Origin of the sequence: uncultured Sphingomonas sp. (assembly GCF_913062585.1) — a bacterium.
In the GTDB taxonomy this organism is placed as follows: domain Bacteria; phylum Pseudomonadota; class Alphaproteobacteria; order Sphingomonadales; family Sphingomonadaceae; genus Sphingomonas.
Genome location: NZ_CAJXWX010000004.1, coordinates 77,848 through 95,942, shown reverse-complemented (window position 1 = coordinate 95,942; position 18,095 = coordinate 77,848). Strand labels below are relative to the sequence as shown.

General features: G+C 66.7%; 17 protein-coding genes. 5 read left to right on the top strand and 12 right to left on the bottom strand.

Going from position 1 to position 18,095, the window contains the following annotated elements:
* Nucleotides 1–181: 181 nt before the first annotated feature.
* From der to QZ546_RS04960, 5 genes are all read right to left on the bottom strand, one after another.
* Nucleotides 182–1,552 carry a ribosome biogenesis GTPase Der gene (gene der, locus QZ546_RS04980; RefSeq protein ID WP_294235421.1) on the bottom strand — a complete coding sequence of 457 codons (1,371 nt, stop codon included), beginning with the start codon at nt 1,550–1,552 and terminating at the stop codon, nt 182–184.
* Between the two features lie 95 nt (nt 1,553–1,647).
* Complete coding sequence (locus QZ546_RS04975; RefSeq protein ID WP_294235419.1) at nt 1,648–2,970, bottom strand: PQQ-binding-like beta-propeller repeat protein; 1,323 nt, start codon at nt 2,968–2,970, stop codon at nt 1,648–1,650.
* Entirely contained in the window at nt 2,967–3,635 is a 669-nt protein-coding gene (locus QZ546_RS04970; RefSeq protein ID WP_294235417.1) for a tetratricopeptide repeat protein, read from the bottom strand. The genes QZ546_RS04975 and QZ546_RS04970 overlap by 4 nt, the downstream gene beginning before the upstream one ends.
* 116 nt (nt 3,636–3,751) lie before the next feature.
* Nucleotides 3,752–4,621: a 3-methyl-2-oxobutanoate hydroxymethyltransferase gene (gene panB, locus QZ546_RS04965; protein WP_294235415.1), complete on the bottom strand. Its 870-nt coding sequence runs from the start codon at nt 4,619–4,621 to the stop codon at nt 3,752–3,754.
* 50 nt (nt 4,622–4,671) lie between these two features.
* The gene (locus QZ546_RS04960) at nt 4,672–5,016 is read right to left on the bottom strand and encodes an ArsC family reductase (RefSeq protein WP_294235413.1); all 345 of its coding nucleotides are present in this window, start codon (nt 5,014–5,016) and stop codon (nt 4,672–4,674) included.
* 36 nt (nt 5,017–5,052) lie between these two features.
* Here QZ546_RS04960 and QZ546_RS04955 point away from each other — a divergent pair, with 36 nt between their 5' ends.
* From QZ546_RS04955 to QZ546_RS04945, 3 genes are all read left to right on the top strand, one after another.
* Entirely contained in the window at nt 5,053–5,430 is a 378-nt protein-coding gene (locus QZ546_RS04955; protein ID WP_294235412.1) for an excalibur calcium-binding domain-containing protein, read from the top strand.
* A gap of 64 nt (nt 5,431–5,494) precedes the next feature.
* Nucleotides 5,495–7,549 (top strand): NAD(+) synthase, encoded by a 2,055-nt coding sequence (locus QZ546_RS04950; protein WP_294235410.1) that lies wholly within the window; start codon nt 5,495–5,497, stop codon nt 7,547–7,549.
* Nucleotides 7,550–7,657: 108 nt separating this feature from the next.
* Nucleotides 7,658–8,302, top strand: coding sequence for a GntR family transcriptional regulator (locus QZ546_RS04945; RefSeq protein WP_294235408.1), 645 nt, complete (start codon nt 7,658–7,660; stop codon nt 8,300–8,302).
* 9 nt (nt 8,303–8,311) lie between these two features.
* Here the strand turns inward: QZ546_RS04945 and QZ546_RS04940 are convergent, their stop codons facing one another.
* From QZ546_RS04940 to QZ546_RS04930, 3 genes are all read right to left on the bottom strand, one after another.
* The gene (locus tag QZ546_RS04940; protein WP_294235406.1) at nt 8,312–9,583 is read right to left on the bottom strand and encodes an NAD(P)/FAD-dependent oxidoreductase; all 1,272 of its coding nucleotides are present in this window, start codon (nt 9,581–9,583) and stop codon (nt 8,312–8,314) included.
* Between the two features lie 5 nt (nt 9,584–9,588).
* Nucleotides 9,589–10,593 (bottom strand): NAD(P)-dependent alcohol dehydrogenase, encoded by a 1,005-nt coding sequence (locus QZ546_RS04935; protein WP_294235404.1) that lies wholly within the window; start codon nt 10,591–10,593, stop codon nt 9,589–9,591.
* Nucleotides 10,594–10,655: 62 nt separating this feature from the next.
* Entirely contained in the window at nt 10,656–11,843 is a 1,188-nt protein-coding gene (locus QZ546_RS04930) for a hypothetical protein (protein WP_294235402.1), read from the bottom strand.
* Between the two features lie 114 nt (nt 11,844–11,957).
* Here QZ546_RS04930 and QZ546_RS04925 point away from each other — a divergent pair, with 114 nt between their 5' ends.
* Complete coding sequence (locus tag QZ546_RS04925) at nt 11,958–12,188, top strand: hypothetical protein (RefSeq protein ID WP_294235400.1); 231 nt, start codon at nt 11,958–11,960, stop codon at nt 12,186–12,188.
* Nucleotides 12,189–12,296: 108 nt separating this feature from the next.
* Here the strand turns inward: QZ546_RS04925 and QZ546_RS04920 are convergent, their stop codons facing one another.
* From QZ546_RS04920 to QZ546_RS04910, 3 genes are all read right to left on the bottom strand, one after another.
* A complete protein-coding gene (locus QZ546_RS04920; protein ID WP_294235397.1) occupies nt 12,297–12,893 on the bottom strand; it encodes an alpha/beta hydrolase in 597 nt (198 codons plus the stop codon).
* 77 nt (nt 12,894–12,970) lie between these two features.
* Entirely contained in the window at nt 12,971–13,390 is a 420-nt protein-coding gene (locus QZ546_RS04915; RefSeq protein WP_294235395.1) for a hypothetical protein, read from the bottom strand.
* Between the two features lie 200 nt (nt 13,391–13,590).
* The gene (locus QZ546_RS04910) at nt 13,591–14,199 is read right to left on the bottom strand and encodes a TetR/AcrR family transcriptional regulator (protein ID WP_294235393.1); all 609 of its coding nucleotides are present in this window, start codon (nt 14,197–14,199) and stop codon (nt 13,591–13,593) included.
* 156 nt (nt 14,200–14,355) lie between these two features.
* On the opposite strand from QZ546_RS04910, the gene QZ546_RS04905 reads away from it, so the two are divergent.
* On the top strand, nt 14,356–16,698 hold the full coding sequence (locus tag QZ546_RS04905) for an EAL domain-containing protein (RefSeq protein WP_294235391.1): 2,343 nt from the start codon (nt 14,356–14,358) through the stop codon (nt 16,696–16,698).
* Here QZ546_RS04905 and QZ546_RS04900 read toward each other — a convergent pair.
* Nucleotides 16,662–18,065 carry an amino acid permease gene (locus tag QZ546_RS04900; protein ID WP_294235389.1) on the bottom strand — a complete coding sequence of 468 codons (1,404 nt, stop codon included), beginning with the start codon at nt 18,063–18,065 and terminating at the stop codon, nt 16,662–16,664. The two genes, QZ546_RS04905 and QZ546_RS04900, sit on opposite strands and share 37 nt — an antisense overlap.
* Nucleotides 18,066–18,095: the final 30 nt, after the last annotated feature.

The window sequence follows — 18,095 nt, the reverse complement described above, 5'->3', positions numbered from 1 at the left end:
CAGTTGCGAAGCGATAGCCTCCCCCGCAATGTCGTGGCGCGCTACGAACTTGACCGTTCCTGGAACCCGGCCTTCGCCGGGGTGAGGGCTTGGGACTATTGAATTCCCTTGGCCTGCGACTTCGCTAAGGCTGAACGAAAGTGGGAGGAGCGAGGCGGACGATAACGCCCGCCACGCTCCCTTAGTCCTTGTTGCCGAACGGGTTCTTCGGCGCCCGCAGCGTCAGGCGCACCGGCACCGCACCGAACCCCAGTTCGCGCCGCATCGAGTTGACCAGATACCGCTCATAGCTGGCCGGCAGCTGGTCCACGCGCGTACCGAAGATCACGAAGCTCGGCGGACGCGATTTCACCTGAGTGACGTAGCGCAGCTTGATCCGCTTGCCGCCGGGCGCAGGCGGCGGGTTGGCGTCGACGGCGCGCTCGAACCAACGGTTGAGTTCGCCGGTCGGCACACGCTTCGACCAGGCGGCCCGCGTCTCGAAGGCCGCCTCGATCAGCGTATCGAGCCCCTTGCCGGTCGCGGCCGACACCGCCAGCAGCGGCACGCCCTTCACCTGGCTGAGCCCATCCTCCAGCGCCTTCTTCACGCCGTTGAACAGCGAGGACGGGTTTTCCGCGACGTCCCACTTGTTCAGCGCGATCAGCAGCGCGCGCCCCTCTTCCAGGACGCGGTCGGCGATGCGTAGATCCTGCGACTCGAGGCCCAGCGTCGCGTCGAGCAGCAGCACCACGACCTCCGCAAAATCGACCGCGCGAAGGGCGTCGGCGACGGACAGCTTTTCCAGCTTGTCCTGCACCTTGGCCTTTTTGCGCATGCCCGCCGTGTCGATCAGGCGAACCTGCCGGACTTCGCCGTCGCGATCACGCCATTCCCAATCGATGGCGATCGAATCCCGCGTGATCCCGGCCTCCGGGCCGGTGATCAGGCGATCCTGGCCCAGGAAGCGGTTGATCAACGTCGACTTGCCCGCATTGGGGCGGCCGACGATCGCCAGCTTGAGCGGCGCAAGGGGATTTTCGAGGTCGACCTCTTCCTCTTCCTCGATCTCCACGTCGATATAGGGCAGCAGCGCCTCGAAAAGGTCGCCCACGCCTTCGCCATGTTCGGCCGAGAGCTGAACGGGATCGCCGAAGCCGAGCGCCAGCGCTTCCAGCACGCCCTGTTCGGCGGCGCGCCCCTCCGCCTTGTTCGCGGCGAGCACGATCGGCGTGTCGGAACTGCGCAGCCAGCGGGCGATCTCTTCGTCCAGCGGCATGATCCCCGCGCGGGCATCGATCAGGAACAGGGCGACATCGGCTTCGTCGATCGCCGCTTCGGTCTGGCGGCGCATCCGGCCGGGCAGCGTGTCGGGGTCTTCGTCTTCGTAACCCGCCGTGTCGATGACGCGGAAATCCACGCCGAGCAGATGCGCGTCGCCTTCGCGGCGGTCGCGAGTCACGCCGGGCCGGTCGTCGACCAGCGCCAGCTTCTTTCCGACCAGACGATTGAACAGCGTCGACTTGCCGACATTGGGACGGCCGACGATCGCGACGATAGGGAGTTTTGCCATCGTCGTCCGTTAGCGAAAGGCGAGGCTTTCGTCACGGGGTAGCGACACAAATGTACCGCTCCGTGGCATCCATGTCCCACGGAGCGGCCAAAGCATCACTTATAGGCGGCGATCCGCCCCTTCTGGTCCAGGACGTAGAGCGTTCCATTCGCCACGATCGGCGGCAGGGCGAAGGGCGTCTTGGTCTCGACCGTCGCCTCGACCGTGCCGTCGCCCGGATTGGCATAGACGATCTGGCCTTCGGAATTGGTCAGGATCAGGCGATTGCCTGCCAGCACCGGCCCGAACCAGGTGATCGCGCCGGTCTTCTTCTTGGCCTTGTGGAAACGCTGAAGCTGCGCGATCCAGCGCGCCTTGCCGCTGGACCGGGCGAGCGCGACCAGCCGGGCATCGTCCGTGACGATGAAGATCCACTCGCCCGCGATCCACGGCGTCGAAAGACCCGCGAAATTCTGCTCCCACAGGCGCTGGCCGGTCGACAGTTCCAGCGCGACCATGCGGCCACCCTGGCCCAGCGCATAGACCCGGCCCTGGTCGATCACCGGCGCGGCGTCGATGTCCGACAGCGTCGACACCGAGGTCGAGATGCTGGTCCGCGACAGCGCGTCCTGCCACAACATGCGGCCATTCTCGTAACGATAGGCGTTCAGCTCGCCGCTCGAGAAACCGGCAACGACGGTGCCCTGGCTCGCGGCGGGCGCCGCCACGCCGAACACGCCCTGCGTCTCCAGCGTGCCCTGCCCGGCCCAAACGATCTTACCATCTGCCTGGTTGATCGCGTAAAGCTGATTGTCCTGGGTCAGGACATAGACATTGCCATTGGCGATCGTCGGCGAACCGCGCAGGGGGCCACCGGGCTTGGCGCGCCACAGGACTTTGCCATCGGCCACATTGGCCGCGACCACATCGCCAAGGCCATCGGTCGCGTACACCGTGCCACTGTCATAGCTGGCCCCGCCGCCGAAACGGGCGAGACGGTTCTCGTCGCCCTCGGTGATCGGCGTCGACCACAGCTTCGCGCCGGTATCGGCGTTCATGGCGACAAGATTGCCACCCGCATCGACGGCGAACAGCTTGCCCTCGGCCACGACCGGGGGGGCGCCCAGCGGATCGCGGGCCGAGCCGCCGTTGATCGTCGCATCCCACAGCCGCGTTGGCTGCTCGCCGAGCGCCAGCTGGCCCATCGACTTGGAGGCGTTGCCGCCCGGCTGCGCCCATTCCGTGTTGGTTTCCGGTGCGGGCAGCGTGACCTGCACGTCGGCGATCGTCTTATCGGCCTCGACCCCGGTTTCCGACACCAGGATCGGCACGCGGTTGCCCACGGTCGGGGTCTTTTTCGGCGCGGACTTGAACACCCCGCAGGCACCCAGCGCCATCAGCGCGGCCAGCGCTGCGGAGGTGCGGAAATTCTTCGTCATTGGGTCTTGGTGTCCTCACTCTGGCCGACCGCGTCGACCCCCAATACACCGGCCATCTGAACCGCACGTTGCCGCAGGGTATCGGGCACATCCTTGTCGCTGGCAATCTGACCGAACAGACGGCCGGCCTGGTCGCGCTTGTTCAGCCGCAGATAGGCCACCGCCACCATCTCGCCCGCGCTGCCGAAATAGGCATTGCCGGGAACGGCCATGCCACCCAGCCGGGCGATCACCGCCTCGGGCTTCAGTGTGTCATATTCCGCCATGGTCTGGCGGATCAGGGCCAGGTCGCGAAACGGCTGCGCCAGCCCGCCGTCATTGGCGATCGCGGCGAACCGCGCGGCGGCCCCCTTCAGATCGTTCTTCTTCAGCAGGATATCGGCCTGGGTGAACTGCGCCAGCGCGCGATACGCGTCGATATCCGAACCGGCGACGCTCTTCAGCTTGTCGCCGGCCGTCGCCATGTCGTTCTCGCCGACCGCATCATAGGCGGCCTGCAACTGCTCGCCATCGGCCGCGGCCGCCTGATTCTGGCGGTGCTGCCAATAGAGATAGCCGCCAAAGGCCGCCAGCGCGACCACGATCAGGCCGCCGATGACCAGGCCCCACCGGGTCCAGAATTTCGTCAGCCTTTCGCGACGCAGTTCGTCGTCGACCTCGCTCATAAAGGCCTGGCTGGATTGGGGCGTTAGGGCCAAGACGGGCTCCGCTATTCTGGATCAAGGCAACAAGAAGCCGCGACCTTTAGCGAGGACAGGCCCCGGTGGGAAGCGGCCTTGGCTTATCCGGCGTCGCGGGGGGCATAGATCTGTTCCGGCCCCGGGAAGCGGCGGGCGCGGACATCCTCGGCATAGGCGCGGGCCGCCTCGCCGATCCGGTCGCCCATCGTCTCGTATCGGCGTACGAACCGGGCCGTACGTTCGAAAAAGCCCAGCATGTCTTCGCCTACCAGCACCTGCCCGTCGCACTCGACCGAGGCGCCGATGCCGATCGTGGGACAGGCGATACGCTTGGTGATTTCGATGGCGATGGGCTCGACCACCCCCTCGATCACCACCGAGAAGGCACCGGCGTCCGCCACGGCGACCGCGTCGGCAATGATCTTTTCGGCTTCCTCGGGCGTCCGGCCACGCGCGCCGTAGCCGCCCAGCACGTTCACCGCCTGCGGCGTCAGGCCGACATGGCCCATGACGGGAATGCCGCGCTCGACCAGGAAGCGGACGGTCGCCGCCATCGCGACGCCGCCCTCCAGCTTGACCGCCGCTGCGCCGGTTTCCTTCAGCAGCCAGGCGGCATTCTCGAACGCCTTTTCCGGGCTCGCCTCATAGCTGCCGAAGGGCAGGTCGATGACGACCACCGAGTGATAGCTGCCCCGCACCACCGCCGCGCCGTGCGCCGCCATCATCTGGAGCGTGACCGGCACCGTGGAGGGCAGGCCATAGATCACCTGCCCCAAGCTGTCCCCGACCAGCAGCATGTCGCAATGCGGATCGAGCAACTGCGCCGACCGCACCGTATAAGCGGTCAGCATGACGAGCGGGGTGCCGCTGCCCTTGGCACGGCGGATGGCGGGGACGGTCAGCCGCTTCATCGGAGCGGGCGTCGGATTGGCGCGACTCGTCGCGGTGTCGAGCGTGTAGGTCGTGGACATCGCCGCGCCTTACTCCGCCGGTTGCTGCCGCTCCACCCCCATGGGTTATATCAGAAAATTTCGACGTAACGCTCGGGCTTGAACCCGACGGTCAGCAAGCCGTCACGGTCGAGCACAGGCCGCTTGATGAGCGAGGGTTGGGCCTGCATCAGCCGGATCGCCTTGTCGGCGTCGATGTCCTGCCGGTCGGCTTCGTCCAGTTTGCGGAACGTGGTTCCGGCGCGATTGAGCAGCGCTTCCCAACCCACCTGATCGACCCAGCGGCGCAGGGTCGCCTCGTCGACGCCGTCGGTCTTATAGTTGTGGAAATGATAGGCGACGCCGTGCTGGTCGAGCCAAGTACGGGCCTTCTTCACCGTGTCGCAATTGGGGATACCGTAGAGGGTGTTTGTCATCACACTTCCGATCGCTCAGTCAAAGCTCCGGTACACTTGGCGATCGACGTGTCGAACACATTTTTTACATCTGCGGCGCATGAGATGACCATGCGGACTTCCACTCTTTTAATGATCACGGCCGCGATCGTGGTTGGCGCAATCGTGGGAATCGGGACGGCGCCCAGCAAGAAAGCAAGCTCTGAAGCCTCCCCATCCGGCTCGATCGCCCCATCGAGCACCTTGCTGCCAGGCATGGCGGTTGCCACCGGGATCAAGCGCCGTCGCGAACCCGAGGCGGGCGATCATTGGGCGGGTTGCAACGACGCCCGCGCCATGGGAACGGCCCCGATCTACCGGGGCGAGCCGGGTTACGACGAAAAGATGGACGGCGACGATGACGGCATAGCCTGCGAACCGCGACCCGACGAATGATGCACTAACCCGCAGCAACCCACACGGGGTGGCGTCCCTCTCCCCACCCCGCTATCCCGCTGTCATGCAGGACCATCCCTTTTACGCCCTTCACACCCATGGCCTGATCCGCGTTGCGGCCGCGACGCCCGCCGCGTCGGTCGGCGATGCCCATGCCAATGCGGATGCGATGCTTGCCCTGGCGCGCCGGGCGGATGAGGACGGGGTCGACCTGATCGTCTTTCCCGAGCTGTCGCTGACATCCTATGCGATCGACGACCTCCACCTTCAGGGCGCGATGCAGGCCGCCACCCTCGCCGCGCTGGGGGAGATAGTGGATGCCAGCGCGGCCCTGTCGCCCGTCATGCTGGTCGGCGCGGCGCTGCCCCGCAATGGACGGCTCTATAATTGCGCGGTCGCCATCGCGCGCGGACGGGTGCTGGGCGTCGTTCCGAAGACCTTCCTGCCCAATTACCGCGAATATTACGAAAAGCGCTGGTTCGCGAGCGGCGCGGGCCTGACCGGGCTGACGATCGAACTGGACGGACAATGCGTCCCCTTCGGCACCGACCTGATCTTCGCGGCGAAGGATGTGCCCGGTTTCGTTTTCCATGCCGAAATCTGCGAGGATTACTGGGCTCCCACCCCGCCCTCGACCCTGGGTGCGCTGGCGGGGGCGACGATCTGTTGCAACCTGTCCGCCTCCAACATCGTGATCGGCAAGGCGCGGGACCGCGCGCTGCTTGCCGCCGCGCAATCGGCGCGCGCCGCCTGCGCCTATGTCTATTCGGCCGCCGGGATCGGTGAGAGCACGACCGACCTGTCCTGGGACGGTCAGGGGCTGGTCCATGAACTAGGCGAGACGATCGCCGAGTCCGAGCGCTTCCTGCGCGAGCCCGCAATGACCGTCGCCGATATCGACGCGGAGCGGATCGTGCAGGAGCGGATGCGCTTCGGGACATTCAACGATGCCGCCACCGTTTCCGGCCATCCCGAACAGCGTTTCCGCCGCATCGGTTTCGTCCACGCCGCCGAGATCGCCGATCACGGACTGCGCCGCACCGTCGCGCGCTTTCCCTTCGTGCCCGACGACCCCGCGCGACGGGACGAGGATTGTTTCGAGGCCTATAACATCCAGGTCGAGGCGCTGGCGAAGCGACTGGAGGCCAGCGGTGCGAAGACGCTGGTCATCGGCGTGTCGGGCGGGCTCGATTCCACCCATGCGCTGATCGTCGCGGCCAAGGCGACCGACCGGCTGGGCTGGTCGCGCGACCGGATCCTGGCCTTCACCATGCCGGGCTTCGCGACCGGCGAGGGTACCAAGGCCAATGCCTGGGCGCTGATGCGCGCGCTGGGCGTCAGCGCGGAGGAAATCGACATCCGGCCCGCCGCGCAGCAGATGCTGGGCGATATGGGGCACCCCTTCGCACAAGGACAGCCGGTCCATGACGTGACCTTCGAGAATGTGCAGGCAGGCCTGCGCACCGATTATCTCTTCCGCCTGGCCAATCAGCGTGGCGGGATCGTGCTGGGCACCGGCGACCTGTCGGAGCTGGCGCTCGGCTGGTGCACATATGGCGTCGGCGACCAGATGAGCCATTATGCGGTGAACGCCGGCGTGCCGAAGACGCTGATCCAGTTCCTGATCCGCTGGTGCATCCGGACCGGCCAATATGACGACGCGACCAATCGCGTGCTGGCGTCCATCCTGGCCCAGGAAATATCGCCCGAGCTGGTTCCCGCCGACGCCAACGGCGCGATGCAGTCGACCGAGGCGATGATCGGCCCCTATGCGCTCAACGATTTCTTCGCGCATTACGTGATCCGCTATGGCCTGAAGCCGTCCAAGATCGCGTTCCTGGCCTGGCACGCCTGGCATGATGCCGAGGCAGGCGCTTGGCCAGAGGACCTGCCAGATGATGCGCGGGTCGCCTATGACCTGCCGACGATCCGCCACTGGCTCGGCCGGTTCCTGACGCGGTTTTTCCAGACCAGCCAGTTCAAGCGCTCGGCGCTGCCCAATGGGCCCAAAGTGTCCGGCGGCGGGGCCCTGTCGCCGCGTGGCGACTGGCGCGCGCCGTCCGATGGTCGCGCCGCGATCTGGCTGGCGGAGCTGGAGGACGCGCTGCCGCCGGCCTGATTTCGCGGACTTGGCATCGGCCACGGATCAGGTCTATGTTACTGTCCCGTTTGTACCGATTTCCCTGAATTGCAGGCTCCTCCCCGGCCTGTCGGCACGAGAGAGACCATGAGCCTTGTCGTTCGCACCCTGTCCGAGCAGATCTTTACGATCATTCGCGAACGCATCATCAGTGGCGATCTTCCCGAGGATCAGCCGATCCGTCAGGACGCACTGGCCAACGAACTGGGCGTCAGCAAGATTCCGCTGCGCGAGGCCTTGGCACGGCTGGAACAGGAAGGCCTGCTGACCAGCCAGGCCAATCGTGGCTTCTTCGTCCGCTCGCTGGGCGCCAGCGAAGCCGAGGAGATTTACGAGTTGCGCCTGGCCATCGAGCCGGACGCCGCCGCGCGCGCCGCGCGGGTCGCGACGGCGGAGGACCATGCCGCCGCCCGCGACGCGCTGACCGCGCTCGACGTCGCGGCGCGCGAGGCGCTGCATGAGGTGGCGCACCGCAACCGCGCTTTTCACCTCGCGCTTGTCCGGCCGTTGGGCGCCGCCCTGACCTTTCAGCTGATCGAGCGCCTGCAGGTCCTGGCCGAGCGCTATGTCGTTCAGCATCTGAAGCCGGCCGGGCGCGAGGATCGCGCGCACAAGGAGCATCAGGCGCTACTCGATGCATGGCTGGCGCGCGACGAGGCGCGGGTGGTCGAATTTCTGACCGACCATATCGGCGCGACCCTGGTCGATCTGCGGGCCCAACTCACCCGCTGAGCCGGGCGGTCAGCCGGGCGGTCGCGCGATAGGCGTGGTGATGATCCGCGCGCCCCGCCGATAGGTCAGGTAGCGCCAGAACCATTGCAGGCTGACCCGCATACGCTGCGCGAAATTCACGAGCAGCATGACATGGACGACCGCCCAGAGCATCCAGGCCGGATAGCCCTTCATCCGGTATCGCCCGAAGTCGAAGATCGCGGCATGGCGTCCTATGATCGCCGCATTGCCGCGGTTGTGAAAGCGGAAGGGCTTGGCCTCGCGTCCCTTGGTCAGCTCCGCACGCAAGGCATCGCCCAGATATCCGCCCTGCTGCTGCGCAACCTGTGCCAGGCCGGGTAACGGCTTGCCGTCCTCGCCCAGACAGGCGGCGACATCGCCCAGGGCATAGACGCCCTGCAATCCTTGGACGCGTAACCGGTCGTCGACCGCAACCCGCCCGCCGGGCCCCGGTTCGATACCGAGCAGAGCCGACGCACCGGTCGGGGCGACGCCGGCGCCCCACAGCACGGTGCGGGCCGGAATGAACCGGCCCCCGGCGGTCAAGCCCTCCGCCGTGATCGTCTCGACCGGCATGTCCGTCATCACCCGTACGCCCAGCCGCGCCAGCGCCCGTCCGGCATAAAGCGCCAGCGATTCGGGAAAGGCGGACAGGATACGCGGCCCGCCCTCGACCAGGATGATCTGCGCGGTCTCGGGGCGGATGCGCCGGAAATCGGCGGCCAGCGCATAGCGGGCGAGTTCCGCGACCGACCCCGCCAGCTCGACACCGGTCGGCCCGCCGCCGACGATCACGAAGGTCATCAGCGCCTCGCGATCGGCCGCGCCGTCACGCTCGGCTTCCTCGAACGCGCCGAGCACGCGGGAGCGGATCAGCCGGGCCTCCTCGATGGATTTGCACGCAGGCGCGACGCTGCGCCATTCGTCATGACCGAAATAGCTGCTGGTCGAGCCGGTCGCGACGACCAGACGGTCGTAGTTGAGCGTCTCGCCGGTCGCGAGCGTGAGTTGGCGGCCCTCCGGATCGACCCGCGACACCTCGCCGAGCACGACGCGGATATTGGGATAGCGGCCCAGGACATGACGGATCGGCTCGGCCACATCGGCGGGCGACAGGGCGGCGGTCGCGACTTGGTAGAGGAGCGGTACGAACAAGTGGTAATTGTTGCGGTCCACGACCGTCACCCGGACGGGCGCATTGGCCAGCCGCTGCGCCACGGCCAGCCCACCAAAGCCCGCGCCGACGATCACGACATGCGGCCAGTCCGGATCGACGGTCATGCCGCTCACCACTCCACCGCGATCTTGCCGAAATGCGCACCGCTTTCCTGATAGCGAAAGGCCGCCGCCAGTTCGTCCAAGGCGAAGCGGCGGTCGATCACCGGACGCCATGTCGCGCCCTCCAGCGCCCGGACGAATTCGACCTGCATCCGCCGACTGCCGACGATCAGCCCCTGCAACCGGGCCTGCTTGCGCATCAACGTCGCTGTCGGCACATCGCCCGCGATCCCGGTCAGCACGCCGATCAGGCCGATATGGCCGCCGATCCGCACCGCGTCGATCGACTGGGCCAGCGTGGCTGGGCCGCCGACCTCGATAACATGATCGACGCCCCCGCCTGCCCAGTCATGCACCTGACGCCCCCATTCGGGCTGTTCGCGATAGTTGATCGTGTAAGCGGCCCCCAAAATCCGGACCCGTTCCAGCTTCTCGTCGGACGAGGAGGTGACGGCGACCTCAGCCCCCATCATCCGTGCGATCTGCAAGGCCCAGATGGATACGCCGCCCGTGCCCAGGACGAGCACCCTGTCACCGGCTTTTAGACCGCCATCGACCACGAGGCTCCGCCAGGCGGTCAGGCCCGCCGTCGTGATCGTCGCCGCTTCGGCATGGTCATACCCCTTAGGCGCATGGGTGAAGGCCGTGGCGGGCGCGACCACCGTCTCGCAGGCATAGCCGTCGATCCCGTCGCCCGGCACGCGGGAGAAGTCCCCGATGCGCGGTGGCCCCTCCTGCCAGTCTGGAAAGAAGCAGGAGACGACCGGGTCGCCGCTCCGAAACGCGTCGACTCCCCCGCCCACCGCTTCGACGGTCCCGGCGCCATCGGCCATCGGAATACGGCCGTCCTCCGTCGGCATCCGGCCCGCCACGACGCCGTAATCATGATAGTTAAGCGAAGTGGCGTGCAGGCGGACCCGGATCATGCCCGGTCCCGGCGCCCCCGGATCGGGCCGGTCGACCATTCGCAGACGGTCGAGACCACCCGGCGCGTCCAGGATCATCGCTCTCATCGCTACGCCTTCCATCAGCCAAGTCCTGATCGGCCAACGCCGCGCCGCCGCGATGCGATCCCTCAGCCGGCCGCCAGCAGCCACCCGTCCGGCAGGAAATCGACTGACATATAATAATAGAAGACGCAGCTGCCGTCGCCGCGATAGCTGCCGCCCTTGACGATGCCATAGGCCGTGCTGCCCAGGAACACCGGGCCGCCGCTATCGCCGCTACGACAGGTCGGCCCCCGGACCGCGACCCAGGTCGGGGTACAACCGCCGCCGCACAAATCCCCGGCGGGCGCGAAATCGGGCATCCACACCTCCGCACAGCTATACCCCGTCCGCTCGCCCCGATGGCAGACGATGTCCCCCGCCCGCGTCGAGCCACGCGGCGTCGCCCCCGCCACCCGGCGAGCGATCGTCTTGGCCGTATCGCTCCAGAACAGCGGAGCGAGCGGCGTCGGGCTGACATTGACCTGCACATCCTGATAGCCCCAACCCCATTGCCCAGCGAAGCGCAGCGGATGCGCCACGCCTCCGGCGGCGATCCAGGACAGATCGTCGGGGCAATGCGCCGCCGTCACCACGGCGCTTTCTACGCCGCGCCGCACGACGAAGCCGCTGGTACAGGCATAACGACGCCCATCCGCCGGATCGACGCCAACCAGCCGCGCGCCTCCTTGCAGGTCGGCAAAGTCGCTATCCGCCATATCGAGGGTCGTGATCCGGACCGGCACGCCCGCGATTTGCGCGATCCGGTCTCGCAACGCGTCGCCCGGCTCGGCATCGGCGTCCGCGCGGGAAACCATCACGACGAGCGCGCCGATGCGCGGGTCGATGCCGATCCCGGGCGGTCGGGTCAGGCTGGCACGGATCTCCGTTTGATGAAGCGCCAGCGCGACGACCAGCTGCCGGTGGGTTGCATAGGCGCCAGTGCGGAACCGGATGAGTACCGGACTGCCCGCCACCTGCACCACCCGGTCGGCCACCGGCGCGTCGCCGGTCAGAAGAACGTCGATATGAAAGGGTGCATGGCCGACCGACAGGCCCGCGATCCGATCCGCAAATTCGCTCTCCAGCGCATCGGTCACGGCTATCGACGCTTGCTGCACGGTCAGCTCGTGCAGGACCGCCTGCGGTGTCAGCCCCGATGTCGTGGCGTAGCGATCGGCATCGAGCGCCAGCGCCGCCGTCCCATCCAGGCCTTGGGCCGTGCCTATAACCGGCCACGCCAGCAGCAGGATCGCCAGACCGCAGAACCAGCGCAAAGCGCAGCTATCGCGCGGCCAAGATTTGCGTTGCTTATATCCCATCAATTTGATGTGTATTCAATCCGTGAAGCCCGTGCGAGGCCATACACGAAAACCAAGGGGACCGAACCGATGTTGCGACGCCGTACCTTACCGATGATCCTCCTGGCGTCGGCGCTGCCGCTTGCCGCCTGCTCGCCGTCCCATTCGGATAACGCCGCCGTCGCCAACACCGCCGATGTGGCCGAGCTCGGCAATGACGGCATCGCCAATGACGACTTCGGCGCCGCGGACAATGCCGCGCTGGTCAACGATCTGCTGGAAGGAAACGGAACGGCCGCGAACGACTCCGCCGCCCGGTAAAGATGTCTTCCGGCGACCGGCCATTCCGGTCGGTTGCCGCTCCTGCCTCGCCAAAGGAAGCTCCCTAAGGCGATCGACTGGCCCGGCGGTTCGACCGCCGGGCCGTTTTTATGGGCGTTCGTCGAGGCCCCAGCTGCGCAGGACGCGCATGTCCTGCTCGACCACATTGGCGGAGAAACGCTCGATCAGGCGTTGCGCCTGTCGCCACATGCCCGTCGGCAAGGGCGCGGCGCGCGGCGCGTTGAGTATGCGGCCGCCACAGAGCTGGGCCAGGCCGGAACCACGTTCGGTCGCGTCGACGACCAGCGAGGGAAAGGGCAAGGCCACATCGGGCGAGGCGAAAAGCTGGCCGCCGGTCCGGTCGAGCGAACCGGCGGGAGGCGGCTGAAAGAACAGCGCGCCCGCGACCTTGGAGACGTAATGGCTGGGCGACAGCCGGGCCCACCAGACGCTGGCGAGACAGGCGGCCCCTTCCGCGACCAGCAGCACGGCGCGATCGGCGTGAGCGACCGCATGGTCCAGCCGCGTCGCCCAGATATCCCGCGCCTCGCGCGAGGCCCCGTCGAACGGTAGCTGCACGTCGCCCTGCCGAGGCCATGCAAAAAGATTTTCCCAGGGCATGGCGCGGTCGACGCCTGTACCCGGACGCCCCATGGGCAGGGTAATGATCGAAAAGGGGTCGGTGAGACGCAGTTCGCCGGTCATGGTCTGCTCCGTCGAAGATCACCGCCCAAGGTACGCCGCCTCGCCCAGAGAGCAAGGGCTATCGACGCAACCTGGCCTCACTCCGCCGCGATCGCCCGGATGCCACGCCGCGAATCGCTCAGCGCCACCGCGATGCTGTCGACCAACAGCTCATATTGGTCGGCCGTATAGCCCGAGGCGAGGAAGGCCCGGACCTCATGCGACGGCACGCTGTAACCGTGATGCCAGCTCAGCACCGCCATGCGCCGCAGCGCCTCGAGCGACGGATCGGCCAGGCGAGGATTGCGGGTCTCGCCAAAGATGCTGCTGATCGCACGGGTCAGCCGCGACGGCTCGCGCAGGCTGGAGACACGATCGCGACGAGCCAGCGCCACGACCTGCCATTCCAGCGCCGACAGCCGTGCATCGGCGCGAATGGCGGCAGCCCCCTGCCGGGCCAGCGCGGCATCCGTCGCCGAGCGTGCCGCGCCGATTTCCTGAAAAGCGACATAGGCCATGATACAACCCCTCTTCCTGCCGCGCGACATCCCGCCCCGGCCAGCCCATGCCCGCCGAAGTCGACGGCGCCGGACCGTCGGTCTTGCTGTCTCGCCGATTTCATCCTCTAGGGTGCTTGGCACCTTCGATACCGGTCGGTATATTAATCAGGCCGATCCGGGTCAAGCGTTTTATACCGTTCGGTATGGAATAATTCGACCTATCGCGATGGCCAGAGCGCCAGGGCGGAGTCGATCAGCGACTCCAGTTCCTTACGGGCCACGCCCGACCCGGCCTGGACGCCCATGCCCTGCAGCAACCCGAAGAGCAGATTGGCCAGCCCCACCGGATCGACGTCGGCACGCAGGTCTCCCTCGTCCACCGCCCGCTGGAACCGGGCGACCAGCGCGGCTCGTGACGAAGAGCGGCGGGCGACCACCTCGGCCTTGATCGACTCGGCTTCCGTCCCGCAGGCGACCGAATGGATGACGCCCAGGCAGCCACGCGGCTCGGACTGGCTGGTCATCACCTCCAGCGCGCCGCGTAACAGACAGTCGGCCACGCCGCGTGCCGTCGGCTGCTCCAGCGCCTGCCGCATATAGGCCATCTTCTCGGCCTCATAGAGTTCCAGCGCCTTGTGGAACAAGGCTTCCTTGTTGCCGAACGCGGCATAGAGGCTGGGCTTTGTGATCCCCATGGCCTCCGTCAGGTCCGCCATGGACGCGCCTTCATACCCCTTGCTCCAGAACACCCGTAGAGCCGAGGCCAGGGCCTGATCGGTACAGAATTCACGCGGGCGCCCCTTACACACGGGCAGGATATTTTTCATAACGATTGGTATAGAACTCAAAGGCGAATTTTTAAAGCCCCGTTTGTCGCGAAAACGGGACGCGCACGGCTCACGAACGGATGGAGAGAGAGACCGGCTTTAAACTTTGGCAATTTTCCCGGGTGTAGGATGCGGACCCGGGGGAAGCGTTATCACATGCTGGATATCGTCGGATGCATCACCGGAGACCATGATCCCTGGCTTATTCTGCCAGCACTGGGCGTCTGTCTTCTTGGCCTGTGCGCCCTGTTCCTGCTCGTTGCCCGATCGGAGGAATGCATCGAGTCGCGCCGACGCAGTTGGGTCGCCATGGCCGCGGTCGCCGCGGGGGTCAGCGTCTGGGCGACTCACTTTCTATGCATGCTCGCCTATCGGGGTCCGGTGCCGCTGGGTTTCGACCTGTCGCTGACCATCGTTTCGATCGCAGCGCCAGTCGCGGGTTTCTGGGCGGCCCTGAGCCTGCTGCATGTTCCGGACCGGCGCATGGCGACGTGGGGCAGCGGCCTGATCGCCACGCTGGGCATCGCCGCGATGCACTTTATCGGCATGAGCGCGCTGATCGTGCCCGCGCAGATCCATTATCGCTCCGGCGGGATCGCCCAGGCCGCCGTGATCGGTGCGCTCCTGATAACCCTGGCGTTTCACGTTTATAGGCGACTTCGGGGCCCGCTTCGCACGATCCTCTCGGTGGCCACCTCGGCGGTCGCCGTCGTGGTGCTACATTTCGGCGCGATGGCGGCGACGAAGCTAGTTCTCGGCAGCAGCGTGGTCGATCCATCCCCGATGTCGCTGAATGCCTTGAGCCTTGCACGGGTCATCGGCGTCGCGACGGCCGTCATCATCGTGCTGCTGATCGGCGCCGCCATGCTCGACCGGCTGCTGACCGATCTGCGCGGCCTGACCCAGGCAACGCGCGAGGGCATCGCCATCCTTCACCATGGCCGTATCGTCGAGGCCAATGCGCGCCTGACCGCGCTGCTCGACCTGGATTCAGCCGCGCTCCTCGGATCGCGGCCGGGGGACTGGCTCGAGGGCGGCGACGGCAAGCCGCTGACCCTGGACGACAATGGTCTGGTCGAGGCCCGCCCGCGAAATACCGGCATCGGCGACCGCTGCCTGGAGGTCGCCGCCCATGAGATCGAATATCGCGGACGGCGTGCCACCGTGATGACGGTCCGCGACCTCACCGAACAGCGCCGCAGCCAGCGGCAGATCGAATTCCTGGCGGTCCACGACCCGCTGACCGAACTGCCCAACCGCGCCTTCTTCACCCAGGCGCTGGAGACTGCGATCGCGCAGGCCGACCAGAAAGGCCCCTTCGCGCTCCTCGCGCTCGATCTCGACCGGTTCAAGGCGGTGAACGACCTGTTCGGCCATGCGGCGGGCGACGCCATTCTATGCCGTGTCGCCGCCATGCTGACCGCTGCGATCGACGAAGCGGGCGTGGTCGCGCGGGTCGGCGGCGACGAATTCCTGATCCTGCAGCGGGGGATCGACGGGCCGGAGCAGGTGCGAAAGCTGGTCGACACGATCCTCGAGCGCTTCGCCACCGAAATGGACCTGACCCGCGATCCCATGGCTGTCGGGGTCAGCATCGGCGTCTCCTTCTTTCCGCAGGATGCGACCGATGCGGCGACCTTGCGCCACAATGCCGACATCGCGCTCTATCGGGCGAAGACCAGCGGGCGCGGCATGGCCTCGTTCTTCGATCAGGAGATGGACCGCGCGGTCCGGGCGCGCCTCGCGATCGAGCATGATCTTCGCCACGCGCTGCTGCGCCGCCAGATGCGGCTATTCTATCAACCCCTGGTCGCGACCGACAGCACCGGCATCATCGGCTATGAGGCGCTGCTGCGGTGGGAGCATCCCGAACGCGGACTGATCGACCCCGACGAATTCGTGCCGATCGCCGAGGAGACGGGCATCATCCTGCAACTGGGCGAATGGGTGCTTGGCGAAGCCTGTCGCACGGCGGCGGGCTGGCCCGATAGGATGACATTGGCGGTCAACATCTCGCCCATCCAGTTCCAGTTGCCCAACCTGACCGAGATCGTGACCAGGGCGCTGGCCGACAGCGGCTTTCCGGCGGACCGGCTGGAGCTGGAGATCACCGAGAATGTCCTGCTCCACGACCGGGATGCCACGCTCAAGACGCTGCACCAGCTGAAGGCGATGGGTATAGGCATCGTGATGGACGATTTCGGCACAGGCTACAGCTCGCTCAGCAACCTGCGATGCTTCCCATTCGACAAGATCAAGATCGACAAGAGCTTCATCTCGGGCGTCACCGATGACGAGGCCGCCCGCTCCATCGTCCGGGCGATCGTCGGGCTGGGCCACAGCCTGAATCTGCCGGTCGTCGCCGAGGGCGTCGAGACGGCCGAACAGCATCGCATGGTCCTGGAGGAAGGATGCCCCCAGGCCCAGGGTTATCTGTTCGGCCGTCCCGAGCCGGTCGCCGATCAGCGCCCGGCGAGCGCGCTCCGCCGACGACCATAGGCGAAGTAGAGGATGAGCCCCGCGACATTCCAGATGACGAAGCGGATGATCGTCGAGCTGGGCAGGCTGAAGAGCAGATAGATGCACCCCAGGATGGCGAGCGTCCCGACGAGATAGGGTTGCGGACAACGGAACAGGCGCTTGGCATCGGGGGCCTTGCGACGCAGCACCATCAGACAGGCCCCGACCGCGATAAAGGCCAGCAGCGTTCCCGCATTGGCAAGCTCTGCGATCTCGTCCAGGCGGAAGACGCCCGCGACGAAGGCGATCGATACGCCGGTCACCAGCGTGATGCGGGTCGGCGCACCGCTCCGCTTGCTGACCACCGCCAGCGACTGCGGCAACAAGCCGTCGCGCGCCATGGTAAAGAAGATCCGGCTCTGCCCGTACATCATGACCAGGATCACCGAGGGAAGCGCAATGACCGCAGCGAGCGCGATCAGGTGCGCGGCCGTCGGCTGACCGAGCGAGCGCAGGACGAGCGCCAGCGGTTCGGGGGAATTGGCCAGCTTCAGGAAGGGCATGGAACCGATCGCCGCGATCGCCACCGCCATGTAGATCAAGGTGCAGACCAGCATCGAGCCGACGATGCCGATCGTCAGGTCGCGGCTGGGGTTCTTGGCTTCCTCGGCCGAGGTCGCGACCGCGTCGAAGCCGTAAAAGGCGAAGAATACGATGGCGGCGGCCGCCATCACGCCGCGCTTGGCCCCGTCGACCTCATGCGCCCCGAAGCCATAGGGCATGAAGGGGTGAAGATTGTCGGCGTTGAAGGCGGGCAGCGCGAAGGCGATGAAGACGCCCAGCGCGACGAGCTTGATCGCGACCAGGATGATGTTCAGCGTCGCACTCTCGCGCGTGCCCGCGATCAGCATTCCCATGACCGACAGGGCGACGAGGACGGCGGGCAGGTTGACGATGCCGCCGCCATGCGGACCCGACAGAAGCTCGGGCGGCAGATGCACGCCCGCCGCCTGCAGCCAGCCGACGAGATACCCGCCCCAGCCGACCGCGACCGCCGAGCAGGATAGCGAATATTCCAGGATCAGGCTCCAGCCGACGACCCAGGCGATCCGTTCGCCCAGGGCGGTATAGCTGAAGGTATAGGCACTGCCCGCCGCCGGGATCAGGGTGGCGAGTTCGGCATAGGCCAGCGCCGCGCAGGCGCAGACCGCCCCTGCAATGGCGAAGGCCAGGATCACGGCGGGCCCTGCCCGCTCCGCACCGACGCCGGTCAGCGTGTAGATGCCGGTGCCGACGATCGCGCCGACCCCCAGCGCGATCAGATGCGGCCAGCTCAGCGTCTTGGCGAGCGCCTGTCCCTCGGCGTGCCGGGTCGCACTGCCCAGCGGTTTAAACGGTCCGAACATGACTAAAAGAAATCCCCCCGCCTCATGGGC

What these genes read in the sequence shown, in the direction of transcription:
- QZ546_RS04960 (WP_294235413.1), bottom strand. Translation starts at nt 5,016, where the DNA reads ATGACAAACACCCTCTACGGTATCCCCAATTGCGACACGGTGAAGAAG.
- QZ546_RS04950 (WP_294235410.1), top strand. Translation starts at nt 5,495, where the DNA reads ATGCAGGACCATCCCTTTTACGCCCTTCACACCCATGGCCTGATCCGC.
- QZ546_RS04920 (WP_294235397.1), bottom strand. Translation starts at nt 12,893, where the DNA reads ATGACCGGCGAACTGCGTCTCACCGACCCCTTTTCGATCATTACCCTG.
- QZ546_RS04905 (WP_294235391.1), top strand. Translation starts at nt 14,356, where the DNA reads ATGCTGGATATCGTCGGATGCATCACCGGAGACCATGATCCCTGGCTT.
- QZ546_RS04975 (WP_294235419.1), bottom strand. Translation starts at nt 2,970, where the DNA reads ATGACGAAGAATTTCCGCACCTCCGCAGCGCTGGCCGCGCTGATGGCG.
- QZ546_RS04915 (WP_294235395.1), bottom strand. Translation starts at nt 13,390, where the DNA reads ATGGCCTATGTCGCTTTTCAGGAAATCGGCGCGGCACGCTCGGCGACG.
- QZ546_RS04945 (WP_294235408.1), top strand. Translation starts at nt 7,658, where the DNA reads ATGAGCCTTGTCGTTCGCACCCTGTCCGAGCAGATCTTTACGATCATT.
- der (WP_294235421.1), bottom strand. Translation starts at nt 1,552, where the DNA reads ATGGCAAAACTCCCTATCGTCGCGATCGTCGGCCGTCCCAATGTCGGC.
- QZ546_RS04910 (WP_294235393.1), bottom strand. Translation starts at nt 14,199, where the DNA reads ATGAAAAATATCCTGCCCGTGTGTAAGGGGCGCCCGCGTGAATTCTGT.
- QZ546_RS04925 (WP_294235400.1), top strand. Translation starts at nt 11,958, where the DNA reads ATGTTGCGACGCCGTACCTTACCGATGATCCTCCTGGCGTCGGCGCTG.
- panB (WP_294235415.1), bottom strand. Translation starts at nt 4,621, where the DNA reads ATGTCCACGACCTACACGCTCGACACCGCGACGAGTCGCGCCAATCCG.
- QZ546_RS04935 (WP_294235404.1), bottom strand. Translation starts at nt 10,593, where the DNA reads ATGAGAGCGATGATCCTGGACGCGCCGGGTGGTCTCGACCGTCTGCGA.
- QZ546_RS04970 (WP_294235417.1), bottom strand. Translation starts at nt 3,635, where the DNA reads ATGAGCGAGGTCGACGACGAACTGCGTCGCGAAAGGCTGACGAAATTC.
- QZ546_RS04900 (WP_294235389.1), bottom strand. Translation starts at nt 18,065, where the DNA reads ATGTTCGGACCGTTTAAACCGCTGGGCAGTGCGACCCGGCACGCCGAG.
- QZ546_RS04940 (WP_294235406.1), bottom strand. Translation starts at nt 9,583, where the DNA reads ATGACCGTCGATCCGGACTGGCCGCATGTCGTGATCGTCGGCGCGGGC.